We start from the raw sequence: 16,255 nt of genomic DNA on the forward strand, positions 1-16,255 counted from the left end.
CAGGCTACCGGTCATCGCTCGGAACAGCTTGCACGGCTCACCTCACCGGGGTCGGCGGGGATGCCCGTGGTGCCAACGGCTCACGAGCGACCTCCCGTAAGCTGAGACAAAACGCACATCGGATGGACTCAATGACTCGCAGCACCCCGGTCGCTCACAGCGCCGCGCCTCAGGCCGACACGATGTGGCCGAGGTCGACGACCCTGTTCCTCCTTCTCGTCGGCATCGTTCTGGCCGTGTTCTCCTTTCTCGTGGTGGTGAACATGCCGCCACTGCCGTGGGCGCCGGCCGCTGACGCGCAGCTGCGTGATGCACTCGCAGCGTTCAGTGAGACCGGCGCGCTTCCCGTGTGGACGACGACGTCTCACGCCACCGGCGTCGGCAGCGTGCTCGTGGCCGTCTTCTTCGGAGCATCCGCTTCCTCGCCGTACGCGGCACTCGGAGTCGCGCAAGCCGCCGCAGTCGCGATCCCGATGCTGTGGCTTCCGCTCTGTGTCGCCCGCATCTTCCGGCGTGCGCGCGCCGGGTACGCCTTGATCATGCTTCCGCCGCTGGTCTGGTTGCTCAATTCCGGCACGATCCTCGTGGGAACGCAGTACGGGCTCGCAGACGAGAGCTCCGCCCTGCGCGTCCCCGCTCTGTTCGGCCTGCCCGCCTCGCTCACGTTCCTCGCCCTGTCCATGCTCGTGCTGCTCAGCACTGTCCCTCTCCGCACCCCGCATCAGCTCATCGCCACAGTCGCAATCGGCGCCTTCGCAGGCTTCCTCGCGCTCTTCGACTGGTACGCCGGGCTCGCGGTCGCCGTTGCGGTGTCGGCACTGTGGTGGCGGCGCGCGCCCCGTCGGACACGAGCCTGGCGATCGATCGGAGGTGCACTCGCCTCCCTCCTCATAGGTGTCGCCGTGTACCTCATGTTGTGGGCGCTCCTCGGAGGCTTCACGCAGCCGAGCGGCGTCGCCGCCGCATTCCCCGTGGGCGACGGCAGCCCGGCGGATTCCTTTGACGAGTACTTCAGGCGTGCGCTCTTCGTGATCAAGCACTTCGGCGCGATGATCAGCTTCATCCTCATCGGCCTCGTGCTCGCCCTCACGCGGCGCGCACCTCAGCGGCGAGCACTCGCCGCAGCATCCTGGATCCTGTTGCCGTCGCTCCTGCTCGGCTTCGTCGCCTCGATCGAGAGCCCTCCCACCCTGTACGGGTTCTCACAGCTCTCGGCAACGCTGGGAATGCTCGCCTCGGTCGCTCTGGGCGCGATCGTCTGGTCGATCACGTCCATGCCCTCGCACGTCCGCTCGCTTGAGCGGACGCGCCTCAGCGGACGCCGTCGCAACGAGGGTGCTTCGCCCTCGCCGTTGATGCCGCCCTCCGGTCTCAGCGTCGTCGTACCGACCCGGAACGGCGTGGACGTCCTGGAAGAGACGATGAACGCCCTCGGGGGAAGACTCACCGCGGAAGATGAGATCATCGTCGTCGAGAACGGCTCGACAGACGGAACCACCGAGCTCCTGACCCGCATTGAGAGCGAGTGGCGATACCCCTCGAGCGTCATCATCACCCACTCGGAACCCGGTCTCGGAGAGGCCCTGCGAAAAGGCGCGGAGACGAGCATCGGCTCGCGGCTCCTTCTCACGGCTGACGATCTTCCGTTCGGGTTCACCGACCTCGACGAGTTCACCAGGCTGCCAGCAGAAGCGGCGGTGGCGATCGGGTCGAAAGCCCACCCCGAATCACGCGTCGCCCGGAGCCGCCTACGGACGATCCAATCGCGCATCTTCCGATTCCTTCGCGCTGCGCTCCTCCAGTCGCGCGTTGGCGACAGTCAGGGGACGCTCTGGGTCGACGGCGTGTGGGGTCGTGAATTCGCTCATCTCTCCCGCGAAAGCGGTCTCATGTGGACCACGGAGCTCGTACTCGCAGCCGAGCAGCAGGGCATCGTCGTCCACGAAGTCCCCGTCGAGCTCAGCAACAGGCATGAGACGGGAACGAGTCGTTTCCGTCTCTCGGACGCGTGGCAGTCGTTCATCGGCTTCACCCGACTGGCGGTCTACAAGGACGACTACTGCAACGAAGACTGGGTCCCGTCGACGCGGCCTGAGCACGACGACGAGGAGATCGAGGTCCCGTGACGCACGACGAGGACGGGCTCTCATCGAGCCCGTCCTCGTCGTGCGGAGAAACGCTCCGGTCAGCGCGTGCCGCCTCGGAGCGCGTTGTTCCAAAGTGACAGTGCAGAGCCGATCGCCATGTGCATGTCGAGGTACTGATATGTGCCGAGACGTCCGCCGAAGTGAACGTCCTTCTCGCCCTTGGCCAGCTCCCGGTAAGCCAGCAGCCCCTCACGATCGCTGGAGGTGTTCACGGGGTAGTACGGCTCGTCCTCGCGCTCGGCGAAGCGAGAGAACTCCCGCATGATGACCGTCTTGTCCGAGTCGAAGACGGCCCTGCGCTCCGGATGGAAGTGCTTGAACTCGTGGATGCGGGTGTACGGCACATCCATGTCGGGATAGTTCATGACGCTTGTGCCCTGGAAATCGCGCACGTTCAGGACCTCCCGCTCGAAGTCGAGAGTGCGCCAGCTGAGCGCACCCTCGGCATAGTCGAAGTAGCGGTCCACCGGTCCGGTGTAGACGACCGGGAGCTGGCCGACGGTCGCCTTCCTGTTCAGCGGCTGCGACCCATCGAAGTAGTCGACGTCCAGCTTCACCTCGATGTTGGGATGGTCGGCCATCCGCTCGAGCCAGGCGGTGTAGCCGTCGGTCGGCAGTCCCTCCCAGGTGTCGTTGAAGTAGCGGTTGTCGTACGTGTACCGCACCGGAAGCCGGCTGATGATGTCGCCGGAGAGCTTCTGCGGGTCGGTCTGCCACTGCTTGGCCGTGTAGTCGCGGAAGAACGCCTCGAACAGCGGGCGGCCGACGAGGGCGATGCCCTTCTCCTCGAAGTTCGTCGCGGTCCGCGCATCGAACTCCCCCGCCTGCTCTCGGACGAGCGCACGGGCCTGGTCAGGCGTATATGCGGACTGGAAGAACTGGTTGATCGTTCCGAGGTTCACCGGCATCGGGAACACGGTGCCCTTGTGCGTCGTGTAGACCCGGTGCACGTAGTTCGTGAAGGAGGTGAAGCGGTTGGCATACTCCCAGACGGCGGGGTTCGACGTGTGGAAGAGGTGGGCTCCGTATCGGTGAACCTCGATCCCTGTCTCCGGATCGGCCTCACTGTAGGCGTTGCCCCCGATGTGGTGGCGACGGTCGATGACCGTGACCTTGCGGCCGGCATTCGCCGCCCGCTCTGCGATGGTGAGGCCGAAGAAGCCGGAGCCTACGACGAGGAGATCCATTGGACGCACTTTCTGGATCCGCATCGGTCTGTGCGCGGGCCCGCTCCATACTAGGCGACGCCGCACTGTCCGCTCCTGAGAGGCTCGTAGAGCTTTCCCTGGCATGATTGACATTGTGTCCACCACCTCAACGTCTCCGTCGCGCTCGCTGATCGCACGGCTATGGGCACTCGGCCCAGTCCGCTATCTGACAATGGGAGGGCTCGCCTTCCTCTTCGACGCGGGGCTGCTCTGGCTCCTCCACGACGCGATCGGCATCGATCTTGCAGTCAGCACCGCCGTCGCCTTCCTCTTGAGCTTCGCGGTCACGTACACGCTGCAACGCAAGTTCGCCTTCTCCTCGGACAGCTCCGTAGCGCCGAGCGTGTTCCGTTACACGGTCCTGGTGATCTTCAACACGCTTGCGACGACCGCGATCGTCTGGTTCGGCAGCGTCCTCGGCCTGCCCTGGATCATCGGCAAGGTCGCGGCCGTCGTGGCGACGACGATCTGGAATTACTTCGTTTACCGCCACTGGGTTTTCGCCCCGAAGAAGGACAAGGGTTAGTCAGAAGATGTACAAAGGCGCCACAGTAGCCGCAGTCGTTCCTGCCTACAAAGAAGAGCTGATGATCGCTCAGGTGATCACGACGATGCCGGACTATGTGGATCACATCGTCATCGTCGACGACTGCAGTCCCGACGATACAAGCGGTGCTGCCGCAGCAGTCTCAGATTCTCGCGTCACGTTGATCCGCCATGAGGAGAACCAGGGCGTGGGTGGGGCGATCCTGACCGGACACCGAGCTGCCCTCGATCTGGGCAGTGACGTCAACGTGATCATGGCGGGTGACGCTCAGATGGATCCTGAGTACCTTCCTCCACTCCTGGACAAGGTGACCGACGAGGGCTACGGCTTCGCCAAGGCGAACCGCTTTTACTCTCCGGAGTCTTTCGATGGCATGCCGCGCTACCGAATCTTCGGGAACATCCTCCTGTCTTTCATGACCAAGCTCGCATCCGGATACTGGAATCTCTTCGATCCTCAGAACGGATACACAGCGATCCGCACTGAGGTCCTCAACAGGCTGCCACTGAGCAGAATCGCCAAGCGCTACAGCTTCGAGAACGATCTGCTGATCCACTTGAACATCCTCCAGGTACCCGCCGTCGATGTTCCCGTCCCCGCGATCTACGGCGACGAAGTCTCCAGCATCAAGCTGCGCAAGGTCATCCCCGAGCTGCTGAACCGGCTCACCGTCGGATTCTGGACGCGAGTGTGGTACCGCTACGTGCTCTGGTCGTTCTCCCCGATCGCGCTGCTGCTGTTCCTCGGACTCGTTCTGTTCGTCTTCGGCCTCGGCGTCAGCATCTGGCTGCTCTTCCTGATCGTGGGCTCGACCATCGCGACAGCCGGCACCGTGATGCTGGCAGCTCTGCCTCTTATGCTCGGAACGCAGATGCTGATCAGCGCGTTGCAGCTGGATATCCAGGCGAGCCCGTCTACGCCCACCTATCCCCCGTTCAAACCTCGCGACGCGGAATCACGCTGAGGTACGACAGTGGGGTGAGGATTCGTGAATCCTCACCCCACTGTCATTCTCCCTCGCTGTCAGCTGAGAGCTGCCTCACCGAGCGATACGACGGCACCGGACCTGTCAGCGGATTCGAGTGCAGCCTCGACGACCTCAAGCGTGTGAACCGCTTCTGCCATCGTCGACAGCTCCGTGTCCTCGCCCTTGATCGCGTCGCGGAAGGCTTCGAGCTCCGCTTTGAGAGGCTCCTTCTTGGCGAACGCGAATCGCGTCACGTCGCCCTCGGAGACTCCACGGAAGGCCGACACGGACTCCCATTCGAGAGCGGCCGTGCCGTTGGCGAAGAATGTGAGATCACCGGTCGCGGTGTCCGCGATGAAAGTCCCTCGCTCGCCCGTCACGACGGTGACGCGCTCCTTCATCGGGCTGAGCCAGTTGATGAGATGGTTCACGACCATGCCATTGCCCAGCCGGCCGGTTATGGCGATCATGTCCTCGTGGGATCGTCCGCTCTTGAACGCCGTCTGCGCCGACACCGATTCGTAGGTCGAGCGAGCGACCCACGCGGTCAGGTCGACATCGTGCGTACCAAGATCCTTGGCGACGCCGACATCCCCGATGCGTCCGGGAAAAGTGCTCTGCCGGCGAGTCGCGATCTGGTAGAGATCGCCCAAGTCACCGGCTTCCAGGCGCGTCCGCAGCTGTTGCAGTGCTGGATTGAAACGCTCGACGTGCCCCACGGCGCCGACGAGCCCCCGCGCGGCAAAGGTCTCTGCGATGCGGCGCCCCACGGTGCTGTCGTCGGCGATCGGCTTCTCGACAAGGGTGTGGACACCGGCTTCTGCGAGTTCGAAGGCCGCATCGGCGTGGAACCGCGTGGGGATCGCGACGACCGCCATGTCGATGCCTGCGTCGATCAGCTCGCTGACGTGGGAGTACACGGGAAGCCCCGTCGCCACCCGGTGAGGATCACCACCGGGATCGGCCACCGCGACCAGCTCGACACCTTCGACATCGCGGAGGAGACGGCCATGGTGGCGCCCCATCATGCCGACGCCTACGAGTCCAGCGCGCAGCGACGTCATCTCAGGCACCTGCCCGGACGAGAGCGTTCACGGCTTCAACGATGCGCTCGAGGTCACCACGGGACAGAGACGGGTGGACCGGGAGCGAGAGTGCTTCTCGGGCGGCCTTCTCGGTCTCTGGAAGGTCGACTCCCGGGGCGAAGCCGGCGAGCGAGGGCAGCCGGTGATTCGGGATCGGATAGTAGACGCCACTGCCGACCTGGTACTCCTCACGGAGCGCCTGCGCGATGCGATCACGATCCTCGGCGATGCGGATCGTGTACTGGTGATACACGTGCGTCGCGCCTACGGCCACAGGCGGGGTCACGACACCCGAGAGGTTCTCATCGAGGAATGCGGCGTTCTCCTGACGAGCACGGGTCCACGCATCCACCTTCGTCAGCTGGACGCGACCGATCGCCGCGTGGATGTCGGTCATGCGAGCGTTGTAGCCGATGACCTCGTTCTCGTACTGCTTCTCCATGCCCTGGTTCCTGAGCAGTCGCACAGAACGCGCCGTCGTATCGTCTGCGGTGGAAACCATGCCGCCCTCGCCGCTGGTCATGTTCTTCGTCGGGTAGAGCGAGAACATCGCGAACTGGCCGAAAGTGCCGACGGGACGCCCGTCGAGAGCCGCCCCATGCGCCTGAGCTGCGTCCTCATAGAGAGCGATGCCGCGGGATTCCGCGATCGTCGCCAGCTCGTTCATGCGTGCGGGGTGCCCGTAGAGATGCACGGGCAGGATCCCCTTGGTTCGCGGGGTGACAGCAGCGGCGACGGCGACCGGATCAAGCGTGAACGAGTCCGCTTCGATGTCGACGAACACCGGAGTCGCGCCCGTGAGCGCCACCGAGTTCCCGGTCGCCGCGAAAGTGAACGACGGCACGATGACCTCGTCGCCAGGGCCGACGCCTGCAGCCAGGAGGCCCAGGTGCAGGCCGGACGTGCCGGAGTTCACGGCGACGACGGGACGCCCCTGGACGAAGTGCTCGGAGAACTCCGACTCGAACGCCGCGACCTCGGGGCCCTGCGCCACCATGCCGCTGCGCATCACGCGGTCGACGGCGGCGCGCTCCTCGTCTCCGATCAGCGGCTTCGCCGCGGGGATGAAGTCCATCAGTTACTCTCCTCAGTCAGGTGCCCTTCGACCTCGACGTATCGAGCGTCGGTCTCCGGGCACTTCCACACACCATCGCCGATGTCTTCGAGACGGAATCCGGCCTTGCCGACCCACCCGATCCGTTTCGCCGGCACACCGGCCACGAGGGCGTAGTCAGGAACGTCTTTGACGACGACCGCTCCAGCCGCAACGGTCGCCCACTCTCCGATGGTCACAGGAGCGACGCACGTGGCGCGTGCCCCGATCGCCGCACCGCGTTTGATCGTGACACCGACCGGTTCCCAATCGTGCGCACTCTTGAGAGAACCGTCAGGATTGATCGCTCGCGGATAGGTGTCGTTCGTGAGCACGACGGCCGGCCCGATGAACACGCCGTCTCCGAGGACGGCCGGCTCGTAGACGAGCGCGTAGTTCTGCACCTTGCAGTTGTCGCCCAGAACGACCCCGGTGCCGATGTACGCTCCGCGGCCGATGATGCAACCGCTGCCGAGCCGTGCGCCCTCGCGGACCTGTGCGAGATGCCACACCGAGGATCCAACGCCGAGGATTGCGTCATCAGACACGTCTGCGGAATGGACGATGCGGACGTTCTCGCGCGTCACCGGCGCGTGCTGATCGGGAGCATTCACAACGACTGAGTCTACCCTGCGAAGTCGCGGCGCAAACGGCACGCCGCACCAAGGTACGATGCAAACCGTGCATCTTTCGCTCGAACGCCCTCGTCGCTCCTGGCTGATCGCGGTCCCGATTCTGCTCTTCATCGCGCTCGCGGCCTGGGCGTTCGCTTCGCCGGCCGGGGCGAGCCCCGACGACGATTTCCATCTTCCGTCGATCTGGTGCGGCTTGGGTGAACGCGAAGGGCTGTGCCAGCCCACCGGCAATCCCGAGACCCGGCTGGTCCCGGAAGCGCTGACAGACGCCAGTTGCTACGCGTTCGAAGCGGACAAGAGCGCCCGGTGCTGGGACGCGGAGGCCACTGGAATGGACCGAGCGAAGCGGCTCAACACCGCCCCGCTCTACCCGCCGCTCTTCTATGGGACTCTGTCCGTGTTCGCGAGCCCCGATGTGCAGACCTCGGTCATCGTGATGCGGCTCTTCAACGCCGCGCTCTACGTCGGCATGCTGACGGCGGTGTTCGTCGCGCTCCCTCGCCGCATCAGACCTGCGCTGGTCGTCTCGGCACTCGGCACACTCGTCCCACTGGGCTTGTTCATCATCCCCTCCACGAATCCGTCATCGTGGGCGTTGCTCTCCGCCACCACCGTCTGGATCTGTCTGTACGGAGCAACCCAGACGACGGGGAGACGTCAGTTCGTGCTCTCGTCACTCGCGGTCGTCGGAGGGGTGATCGGCGCTGGAGCCAGGGCCGATGCGGGCATCTTCGCGGTGTTCGGCCTCGTGCTCGCGGCGATCCTCGGCGTTCGGCGCGGCAAGCGACTCCTCATGCCGGCGATCGCATCCGGCATCATCCTCATCGCCGGAGTCGGCTTCTATCTGGGCGCCAAGCAGGGCGGCGCGCTCGTCAACGGGTTGCCTACGGCCAATCCGCCGCTCACGACCGACGAGCACCTCAGTAACCTGTTGAACATCCCGTCGCTGTGGACCGGTGCGCTCGGCGGCTGGTACCTCGGATGGCTCGACACGCCCATGCCCTCGATGGTGTCCATCCTCGCCTCCGCCGTGTTCTTCGCCGCGTTCGGCATCGGGATCCACCGCCTCACTCGGAGGCACGCTCTTGCCGTCGTCCTCACGGTTGCAGCCATGTGGGGCGTCCCGTTCGTTCTGCTCGCGCAGTCACGGGCGATCGTCGGGGCGGAGGTTCAGCCTCGATACATCCTCCCGCTCATGGTGATCGCCCTGGGCGTCGCTTCGCTGACCACGAAGGCCACACGCTCCTGGTCCGGCTCCCGTGTCATCTTCGCCGGTGCTGCGCTCTCGGCGGCCGCGCTCGTCGCCCTGCACACGAATGTGAACCGCTACACCAAGGGTCTCGACGACATCTCCATCGATCCCGGTGTACGCGCTGAGTGGTGGTGGTCGCTCGCTCCGAGTCCGGGGGCGATCGTCATCATCGGCGGGATCGCCTTCGTCGCCATGTTCTTCGCGCTCGGAGTTTCGCTGAGAAGACCGCGCCCGACCACCACGGAGGCGCCTGAGACCGGCGCGGCGCCGCTCGTTTCAGAGGCATCCGGTGGCGTCAGTCCCGCCCCTACTGTCGCGCCTGACGCACGAAGCTGACTGATGTGATCGGCACCGGGAGCGGTCGGTGCCGATCACACAGCGATGCAGATGCTCCTGCTCAGTGGACTGTGCTGCGGACGGACCGGAATCGGATGCCGTCGATCGCTCCGCGAACCGCCGCTCCGATCTTGCTCCCCCGGTCGCGCTCACACAGGAGCACCTTGATCCACGACTTCGACGCGTAGGCGGCGTCCTCCCAGAACCAGCGCCCGATGCCATAGCGACGGATCATGATCACTCTGTTTCGCGTCATGTAGTACTGCCGCATCGGCGAATAGTTCGACAGGTAGACGCGGCGCCCGAAGAAGGTCGCCGGAGTGGAGGCGCCGAAGCGGTGGTCGAGCACCGTGTCGAACACCTTCACGACCGCGAAGCCCGCGGCCCTGGCCCTGAGCGAGATGTCGTGGTCCACATAGTCGATGAAGAGTCGCTCGTCATGGAGACCGATCTTCTCCAGAGCCTCACGGGAGAACAACGCTCCGGAAGAGATGAGCGTCTGGAGCTCGCCGATGCCCTCTCCACGATCGGCGTCATAGAGGAATCCCGTCTCCTCCGCACGCAGTGCGGGTCCTGCCATCGCGACAGGAGAATCCCATTCCGAGAACGCCCTCTTCAACTGCTTCAGCATCCCGTCGGCGACGGTGCTGTCCTGGTCGAAGATCCACACGTACTCGAAGTCGTCAGCCAGCGCACGACGCATGCCGGCGTTGAACCCGGCCGCGACGCCGACGTTCTTCACCTGGTCGATCACGACGACGCCGCTGTCAGACGAAAGCGCGTCGAGAACCTGCGCCGTGCCTTCGTCGTCGGGAGAGTTGTTCACGACATACACGCGCCCGACCTGCTCCCGCAGGCGGGCGATGTTCGACAGGATGCTCGAATCGGGACGAAAGGCGAGGACCACCCCCGCCGTGTCCCCGATCATGCCGCCTCCGCGCCGCCGCTGACGGTGATCTCCGCGGAGACGGTGCCCATGGTCGTGTTGTCGGTGCGGACGCGGAGCACGGCGCCCCTCATCAGCCCATGGCTGCTCGGCTCGCTCACCCCTGCGGCGTTCGCGTTGACGAAGTAGTCCCCGGGCCCGAAGCTGGCCTCTGCGATTCGCAGATCGACACGCGTGCGCCCGGTGATCGGGTCGAGGCGGACCCCCAGGATCTCGGTGTTCGACGCCATGACCATCTGCCCGAGCGGGGTGTCCATGCTGAAACCGATCTCCCAGCGCTCGATCGGACGCAGAGAGTCGACGTGCACCCTGATCGTGAACGGCGAGCCGCTGCCGATCTCCTTGATCTGCTCTCCCTCGTCGTCGAGGAGTTCGATGCCCTTCACCTGGATCGGGTGGATCGTCTCCTCCGAGGGCGCTTCTCCGACCTCGCGATCCGCGAGCACGTCACGGAGCCCGTCGACGGCTCCGTTGATGTCGCCGTCGAACACCAGCTTCCCGTGGTGGAGAAGGATTCCCCGGTCGCACAGCTCCTGCACCTGCTGCGCCGAGTGGCTCACGAGGATGATCGTGCGCCCCTCGTTGCGGAACTGGTGGATGCGGTCCATGCACTTGCGCTGGAAGGCCTCGTCGCCAACCGCCAGGACCTCGTCGACGAGGAGCACGTCAGGGTCGGTGTGCACGGCCACCGCGAAGGCCAGGCGCACGTACATGCCAGAGGAGTAGAACTTGACGGCCGTGTCGATGAACTCGCCGATGCCGCTGAACTCGAGGATCTCATCGAACCGCGCGTCGATCTGCTCTCGGCTCAGTCCGAGGATCGCGCCGTTGAGGTAGACGTTCTCCCGGCCGGAGAGATCGGGGTGGAAGCCGGCGCCGAGCTCGAGCAGAGCAGCGACACGGCCGCGGCTCTGCACGGTTCCCGTTGAGGGGGCGACGATGCCTCCGATGAGCTTGAGGAGGGTGCTCTTCCCCGACCCGTTCTGGCCGAGGAGCCCGACGGTCGTTCCCGCCTCGATGCTCAGGGAGAGCTCATCCACCGCGGTGAACTCCTCGCGGTAGGCCTTGCCCAGCCGTCCGAAATGGACGATGCGGTCCTTGAGACTGTTGTCCTTGCGGACCGTGAAATGCTTGCTGACGCCGTTCAGCCGGATGATGTCCGGTCGCGTCTCGAGGTCGGTGTTGTCGATCGTCATGTCACAGCTCCTGCGCGAAGTTGCCCTGCATGCGGGTGAACGACCGATGCGCGAACCAGAGGAAGACGGCGCCGATGACACACATCACCAGCATGCGGAGGCCGAGGTTCGGCGGATAGTCGGCGTCGGTTCCTGAGCCCCAGAACGCGCGGTGGAATCCCATCACCCCGATGGTGAGCGGATTCGCCAGGTAGACCTGGAGAATCCAATCGGGCAGCGAGTACGTCGCGACCACGTCCTGCACCATCTTCCAGGAGTAGACGATGGGAGAAGCCCACATGGCGAGCATCATGACGACCTCGGTGAGGTACTGGATGTCGCGCAGATAGACGTTCAGCGCCGCGAGCAGGAGTCCGAGCGCGACCCCCCAGATCAGCACCATGCCGAGAGCCGGGAAGAACCACAGCATCTGGACCGGAGCGGGCAGCGCATTGAGGATGACGGCCGCGACGAGCAGCACCCCCAGCTGGACGAGGAACATGAAGGCGGCTGCGCCGATGCTCCCCAGCGGGAAGATCTCTCGCGGAAGGTAGATCTTCTTCACCAACCCCGCGTTGCCGATGATCGAACCGGTCGAGCCGAAGATCACGTCGGCGAAGAAGGTGTAGAGCGTGAAGCCGGCGAAGAGGTAGATCGCGAAGTTGTCGATCCCCCTCGCCGCGCCCAGGATCTGGCCGAGCACGAAGTAGTAGACCAGGAACTGCATGAGCGGTCTGATCACCGTCCACAGGAACCCCAGGAAGCTGTCCCGATAGCGCGCTTGGAGATCACGCCGGATCAGCATCATCAGCAGTTCTCGACGACGATACAGCTCGCCGAGCTTGCCTCCACGACCGCCGTCGCGCATGCCGCGCGAGTCGATGGTGGTGAACGGCTCGGCGGCAAGCCGAGTGAATCTATCCACTGGGGTAGTCCTTTACGGGGGGTTCGGGTCGACTCAGCCTATCTTCGGCGACGGCCGCGGGCCGTCAATGACGGCTCAGCGTCGTCTCGGGAGTCGTCGACGGATGCCGGAGCTCACACGCACGCGGAGCGCCCTGAGACGATTGCCCGCGCCGGGGTGGTTGCGTCGCATGTACATCCGGATGAAGTCGCGGAGCTTGCCCTCCCCCACGTGGCCGATGCCCCGGAGGAAGGCGATCTGCTCGTGGGTGCGACCTGGCACCGTCGCCGACATCTCATCGAAGTTGAAGTCCAGGGTCGTGTAGCTGACCGCGGCGTACTCCGCATCCATGATCGTGCGTGTGTGGTAGCCGAGCTCGGCTGCCGCGTAGCTCGGTACACGTTCGAGCACGTGCGCGAGTCCACCGTCCTGGTACGCCTCCGCACCGCCGAAGTCGCTGTAGGACCACGGCTGCTCGACGAGCAGTCGCAGTGCCTCGGGACGGGCGATGAACATCGACCCGTACGGGGCGAGCGGGGAGATGTCGTCGAGAGGGACCATGATCCCCATCTGCGCGGCGAGCTTCTCGAAGCCGGGCTTGTTCGCCCACCATGCGCGCCCCATCGTGGGGTATCCGATGTGCACCATCGGCGGGTAGACGATCCCGAGCCCCGGCTCCCTCTGGAAGAGCGCGAGCACGTTCGCCGTGTACCCCGGGCTGGACAGCAGATTCATGAACTGCTGATCCTTGAACGCGCGGCCGACGTTGAAGCCGTCCTGGGGCGTCTTCTTGGAATGCAGCTTCACGACGAGGTCGTACCCGCCGTCGAGCAGGACGTCACGGCATCCGACGAGGAATGCGCTCTGATCGCGGCCGTCGTTCGAGGCGACGACGCGCACGTCGACCGAACGCCCGTCACGAGGACGAGCATCGATGATCTCGCGGATCGCCGCGGCCCGCTCCTCGTCCTGCGTCGTGACGACGAGATCGTAGGAGACGGGCAGCGTGTCGACGCGATCGAGCATCTCGTCGGTCATGTCGACGTAGAAGATGTGCAGGATCGCGACCACTCGCAGCGGCGCCGTCGGATCGTACGAGACGTCGACGTCGCCGAGGACATCGTTGAGACCGAGATCGACGTTGAGGTCCTTCGGCGCGACGTTGCGGGCGAGATTCGCGTAGAGGTGCTCGATCGGGTACCCGTGCGACGCCATGTCCTCGGCGATCCATCGTCCGATGACGGCATGCCGGTCCATGTAGGGCGGCCAGTGGAAGAAGGGTCGCCGCTTGACCAGCGGACATCCATCGGCGATCAGCAGATCGGGGTTGAAGAGAGCAGGATGCTTGGACGGATAGTTCGCTGCGGGGAACGCGGCGGCAGAGGAGAAGCCTGCCTCCGTGAATCGCTGCGTGAACGTCACCTCATGGTTCAGTACCGCATCGAAGTAGCCGGCCATGGGCGGCAGATCCCGCCAGTAGTCGCGCCAGGCCTCGGAGAGGAACATGTTTCGACGCACCGCGATCCAGAAGGACTGCAGATGATCGGGGACCCGACCGGTTCCCGTCGACGGATCCTTCATGCGAACGTTGTCGGTCATACCCCAGAAGTCGAGCTCCTGGGCGCCCATCCGCTCGAAGACCGCGCCGTACGGGCGCACGGGACCGAACCACGTGTCGTTGGTCAGCACGACCTCGTCGAAGTCGGCGAGCCGCTCGCCGAGGTGATCGAGCCCCGCCTTGTGGCCCCAGATGTCGAACCCCTCGTTGGGACGCACGAGGATCTCATCCGTGACCGCCTCGAGACGTGCACGACCTTCCTCCGTGAGGGCGCCGTTGACGACGGCGAGGATGTGCTCGGCGTCTCCGCGCATCTCCCGCAGGGCGTACTCGACGTACTCCTCGATCATTCCACGACGATCGAAGACGACGTACACGACCGCTCTCCGGCTGTCCTTCGTGAGCGCCTGCGGCGTTCCGGTCGCCATCACAGCGCCTCCCCTTCGACGGCGCGCCCTCGACGCAGCACGGTCCGGACCAGATGCATGCCTCTACGGGCGACGCTGACGAAGGGACGCGCGACAGGCGCGAGCGTCGCCGCAGTCTTCGGGTGGTTCAGCCGCACGTACATGCGCGTCATAGCGACGATCCCGCCGGCTCCCGCCCACCCTGCTCGGTGCAGCCACTGGATCTGCTCGAGCGGATAACCCGGCGGTGTGATCGAGAGCTGATCGAGCTTGTATGCGAGATTCGCGTAGGCGATGCCTGCGTGCTCCTGGTTCATCACGGTGCGAACGTGATACCCCAGCTCACCCATCGCGAGCGTCACCATGCGCTCCTGGACTCTCGCCAGGTCGGCTCCCTCGCGCTTTCCGTTCTTCGGAACCTCGTATGAGCGGTAGTCCTGCTCGTCATCGATGAGGATCTTCAGCGCCTCCGGACGTCCGATCCACATTCCGCCGAGCGGAGCGAGCGGCGTCGCTCCATCCAACGGGACACGGATGCCGAGGCGTTCGCACATCTCCTCGGCACGATCTCGGTAGTGCCCCCAGCCGCGCCCGGCGAGCGAGTAGCCGATGTGCATCATGGGCGAGAACACGGCGCCGAGCCCCTGTTCGCGCTGGAACAGCGCCAGGAGCGCGGCGAACTGGCCGGGCGAGGAGATCAGATTCTCGAGCTGGTAGCGACGGAAGTACCGCGCGATGTTGGCCCCGCGCTTGCTGGGTGCTCGCGTATGGATCTTCACGACGAGGTCGTAGGCGCCCGAGGTCAGGACATCGCGGCAGGCGATGAAGAATGCGCTCATGTCCCTCCCGCGCTTCGAGGGCACCACGCGGACCTCGACCTCGGCCATTCCAGGGATCTCGCGCCCGGAGAGCGCGTCGCGGATCTTGACGGCGGCGCCCTCCTCCACCGTCGTGACGACGAGGTCGAAGCCGACGGGGATGTGGACGAGCCTGTTCAGCAGGTGGTCGACCGTCCGCGGATCGGCGCAGTGGGCGATGACAGCGAGCCGGAAAGGCGCCGAACGGTCATAGCCTGTGTCGGCATCCGGGAGCACTTCGAGCATGCCCGCATCCGTGTTGAGCGTCTTGGGCTGCACGTTCCGTGCGAGGTTGCTCCACATCAGCTCGATCGGGTACCCGTACTTCGTGATCTCGGCGATCGTGCGTCGCCCGATCACCGCGTGCCTGTCGAGGAAGGGCGGATAGTGGAAGAACGGTCGCCTCTTGATGAGCGGGCACCCGTCGGCGAGCAGGAGATCGGCGTTGAAGAGCGCCGGATGCTCGGTGGGATAGTCGGCCGACGCGAACGCCACGGAGTGCGAGTAACCCTGATCCGCGAAATGCTTCGTGAATTGGATCTCGTGCTTGAGCACGGCGTCGAAGTACGAGGGCATCTCGGGCAGGTCGCGCCAGTACGCACCCCATTCGGGCGAGAGGAACATCTCCTTCCGGACCGCGATCCAGAAGGACTGCAGGTGATACGGGAGCTCACCCTCATTGGTGAACTTGTTGAGGGGCTCCCAGTCGTGGTCGGTCATGCCCCAGAAGTGCACCTCCTGCTCCCCCATCCGCTCGAAGACAGGAGCGTACGGTCGCACAGGTCCGAACCACGTGTCGTTCGTGAGAAGCACCTCGTCGAACTCGGCGATACGGTCGCCCACGTGATCGAGCGCGTCCTTGTGCGCCCAGATGTCGAAGCCGTCGTTGGACCGCACCAGGATCTCGTCGGTGACGGTCTCCAGCAACGCCCTGCCAGCCGTGTCGAGTGATCCGTTGACGACGGCGAGGATGTGAGCCGCGTCGTCACGCAACCCCTGCAGCGCGTACCTCACGAACTCCTCGACCCCACCGCGGCGGTCGTAGACGACGTAGATCACGAGGCGCTTGCCTCCGTCAGGGAATCGTGCTGGCTTCTGCCCCGGCGTCGTCATCTGGTCCCTTCACAAGTCCCGGCGA

General features: G+C 65.0%; 13 protein-coding genes. 4 read left to right on the forward strand and 9 right to left on the reverse strand.

Features of this window, described 5'->3' with window-relative positions:
* The first annotated feature begins 131 nt into the window (after nucleotides 1–131).
* Complete coding sequence (locus CQ047_RS01335) at nucleotides 132–2,126, forward strand: glycosyltransferase (RefSeq protein ID WP_181155795.1); 1,995 nt, start codon at nucleotides 132–134, stop codon at nucleotides 2,124–2,126.
* A gap of 59 nt (nucleotides 2,127–2,185) precedes the next feature.
* On the opposite strand, the gene glf is transcribed toward CQ047_RS01335, so the two are convergent.
* Nucleotides 2,186–3,334 carry a UDP-galactopyranose mutase gene (gene glf, locus CQ047_RS01340; protein WP_105672485.1) on the reverse strand — a complete coding sequence of 383 codons (1,149 nt, stop codon included), beginning with the start codon at nucleotides 3,332–3,334 and terminating at the stop codon, nucleotides 2,186–2,188.
* Nucleotides 3,335–3,449: 115 nt separating this feature from the next.
* Between glf and CQ047_RS01345 the strand changes: the two genes are divergently transcribed.
* Together CQ047_RS01345 and CQ047_RS01350 are read left to right on the forward strand one after the other, a co-directional pair.
* Nucleotides 3,450–3,881, forward strand: coding sequence for a GtrA family protein (locus CQ047_RS01345; protein ID WP_181155796.1), 432 nt, complete (start codon nucleotides 3,450–3,452; stop codon nucleotides 3,879–3,881).
* A gap of 7 nt (nucleotides 3,882–3,888) precedes the next feature.
* Complete coding sequence (locus tag CQ047_RS01350; RefSeq protein WP_105672487.1) at nucleotides 3,889–4,866, forward strand: glycosyltransferase family 2 protein; 978 nt, start codon at nucleotides 3,889–3,891, stop codon at nucleotides 4,864–4,866.
* A gap of 59 nt (nucleotides 4,867–4,925) precedes the next feature.
* Here the strand turns inward: CQ047_RS01350 and CQ047_RS01355 are convergent, their stop codons facing one another.
* The 3 genes from CQ047_RS01355 to CQ047_RS01365 are packed head-to-tail and all read right to left on the reverse strand — an operon-like array spanning nucleotide 4,926 to nucleotide 7,634.
* Entirely contained in the window at nucleotides 4,926–5,933 is a 1,008-nt protein-coding gene (locus CQ047_RS01355) for a Gfo/Idh/MocA family protein (protein WP_105672488.1), read from the reverse strand.
* A 1-nt stretch (nucleotide 5,934) separates the two neighbouring features.
* Nucleotides 5,935–7,029 carry a DegT/DnrJ/EryC1/StrS aminotransferase family protein gene (locus CQ047_RS01360; protein WP_105672489.1) on the reverse strand — a complete coding sequence of 365 codons (1,095 nt, stop codon included), beginning with the start codon at nucleotides 7,027–7,029 and terminating at the stop codon, nucleotides 5,935–5,937.
* Nucleotides 7,029–7,634 (reverse strand): acyltransferase, encoded by a 606-nt coding sequence (locus tag CQ047_RS01365; protein WP_223587471.1) that lies wholly within the window; start codon nucleotides 7,632–7,634, stop codon nucleotides 7,029–7,031. Before CQ047_RS01365 ends, CQ047_RS01360 begins: the two co-directional genes overlap by 1 nt.
* Nucleotides 7,635–7,719: 85 nt before the next feature.
* Between CQ047_RS01365 and CQ047_RS01370 the strand changes: the two genes are divergently transcribed.
* Entirely contained in the window at nucleotides 7,720–9,270 is a 1,551-nt protein-coding gene (locus CQ047_RS01370) for a DUF2142 domain-containing protein (RefSeq protein WP_105672490.1), read from the forward strand.
* Nucleotides 9,271–9,331: 61 nt separating this feature from the next.
* Here the strand turns inward: CQ047_RS01370 and CQ047_RS01375 are convergent, their stop codons facing one another.
* The 5 genes from CQ047_RS01375 to CQ047_RS01395 form a co-directional block, all read right to left on the reverse strand.
* Nucleotides 9,332–10,198 carry a glycosyltransferase family 2 protein gene (locus CQ047_RS01375; protein WP_105672491.1) on the reverse strand — a complete coding sequence of 289 codons (867 nt, stop codon included), beginning with the start codon at nucleotides 10,196–10,198 and terminating at the stop codon, nucleotides 9,332–9,334.
* Nucleotides 10,195–11,412, reverse strand: coding sequence for an ABC transporter ATP-binding protein (locus CQ047_RS01380; protein WP_105672492.1), 1,218 nt, complete (start codon nucleotides 11,410–11,412; stop codon nucleotides 10,195–10,197). Before CQ047_RS01380 ends, CQ047_RS01375 begins: the two co-directional genes overlap by 4 nt.
* A 1-nt stretch (nucleotide 11,413) precedes the next feature.
* Entirely contained in the window at nucleotides 11,414–12,316 is a 903-nt protein-coding gene (locus tag CQ047_RS01385; protein WP_258132424.1) for an ABC transporter permease, read from the reverse strand.
* A 75-nt stretch (nucleotides 12,317–12,391) separates the two neighbouring features.
* Nucleotides 12,392–14,281, reverse strand: coding sequence for a rhamnan synthesis F family protein (locus CQ047_RS01390; protein WP_105672493.1), 1,890 nt, complete (start codon nucleotides 14,279–14,281; stop codon nucleotides 12,392–12,394).
* On the reverse strand, nucleotides 14,281–16,230 hold the full coding sequence (locus tag CQ047_RS01395; RefSeq protein WP_105672494.1) for a rhamnan synthesis F family protein: 1,950 nt from the start codon (nucleotides 16,228–16,230) through the stop codon (nucleotides 14,281–14,283). The genes CQ047_RS01390 and CQ047_RS01395 overlap by 1 nt, the downstream gene beginning before the upstream one ends.
* Between the last annotated feature and the right edge of the window lie 25 nt (nucleotides 16,231–16,255).

This window comes from Microbacterium sp. MYb72, from assembly GCF_002979415.1.
Lineage (GTDB): Bacteria > Actinomycetota > Actinomycetes > Actinomycetales > Microbacteriaceae > Microbacterium > Microbacterium natoriense.

Coding starts and splice junctions, on each gene's coding strand:
- CQ047_RS01335 (WP_181155795.1), top strand. CDS start 132: ATGACTCGCAGCACCCCGGTCGCTCACAGCGCCGCGCCTCAGGCCGAC.
- CQ047_RS01360 (WP_105672489.1), bottom strand. CDS start 7,029: ATGGACTTCATCCCCGCGGCGAAGCCGCTGATCGGAGACGAGGAGCGC.
- CQ047_RS01390 (WP_105672493.1), bottom strand. CDS start 14,281: ATGGCGACCGGAACGCCGCAGGCGCTCACGAAGGACAGCCGGAGAGCG.
- CQ047_RS01380 (WP_105672492.1), bottom strand. CDS start 11,412: ATGACGATCGACAACACCGACCTCGAGACGCGACCGGACATCATCCGG.
- CQ047_RS01375 (WP_105672491.1), bottom strand. CDS start 10,198: ATGATCGGGGACACGGCGGGGGTGGTCCTCGCCTTTCGTCCCGATTCG.
- CQ047_RS01350 (WP_105672487.1), top strand. CDS start 3,889: ATGTACAAAGGCGCCACAGTAGCCGCAGTCGTTCCTGCCTACAAAGAA.
- glf (WP_105672485.1), bottom strand. CDS start 3,334: ATGGATCTCCTCGTCGTAGGCTCCGGCTTCTTCGGCCTCACCATCGCA.
- CQ047_RS01395 (WP_105672494.1), bottom strand. CDS start 16,230: ATGACGACGCCGGGGCAGAAGCCAGCACGATTCCCTGACGGAGGCAAG.
- CQ047_RS01370 (WP_105672490.1), top strand. CDS start 7,720: ATGCAAACCGTGCATCTTTCGCTCGAACGCCCTCGTCGCTCCTGGCTG.
- CQ047_RS01355 (WP_105672488.1), bottom strand. CDS start 5,933: ATGACGTCGCTGCGCGCTGGACTCGTAGGCGTCGGCATGATGGGGCGC.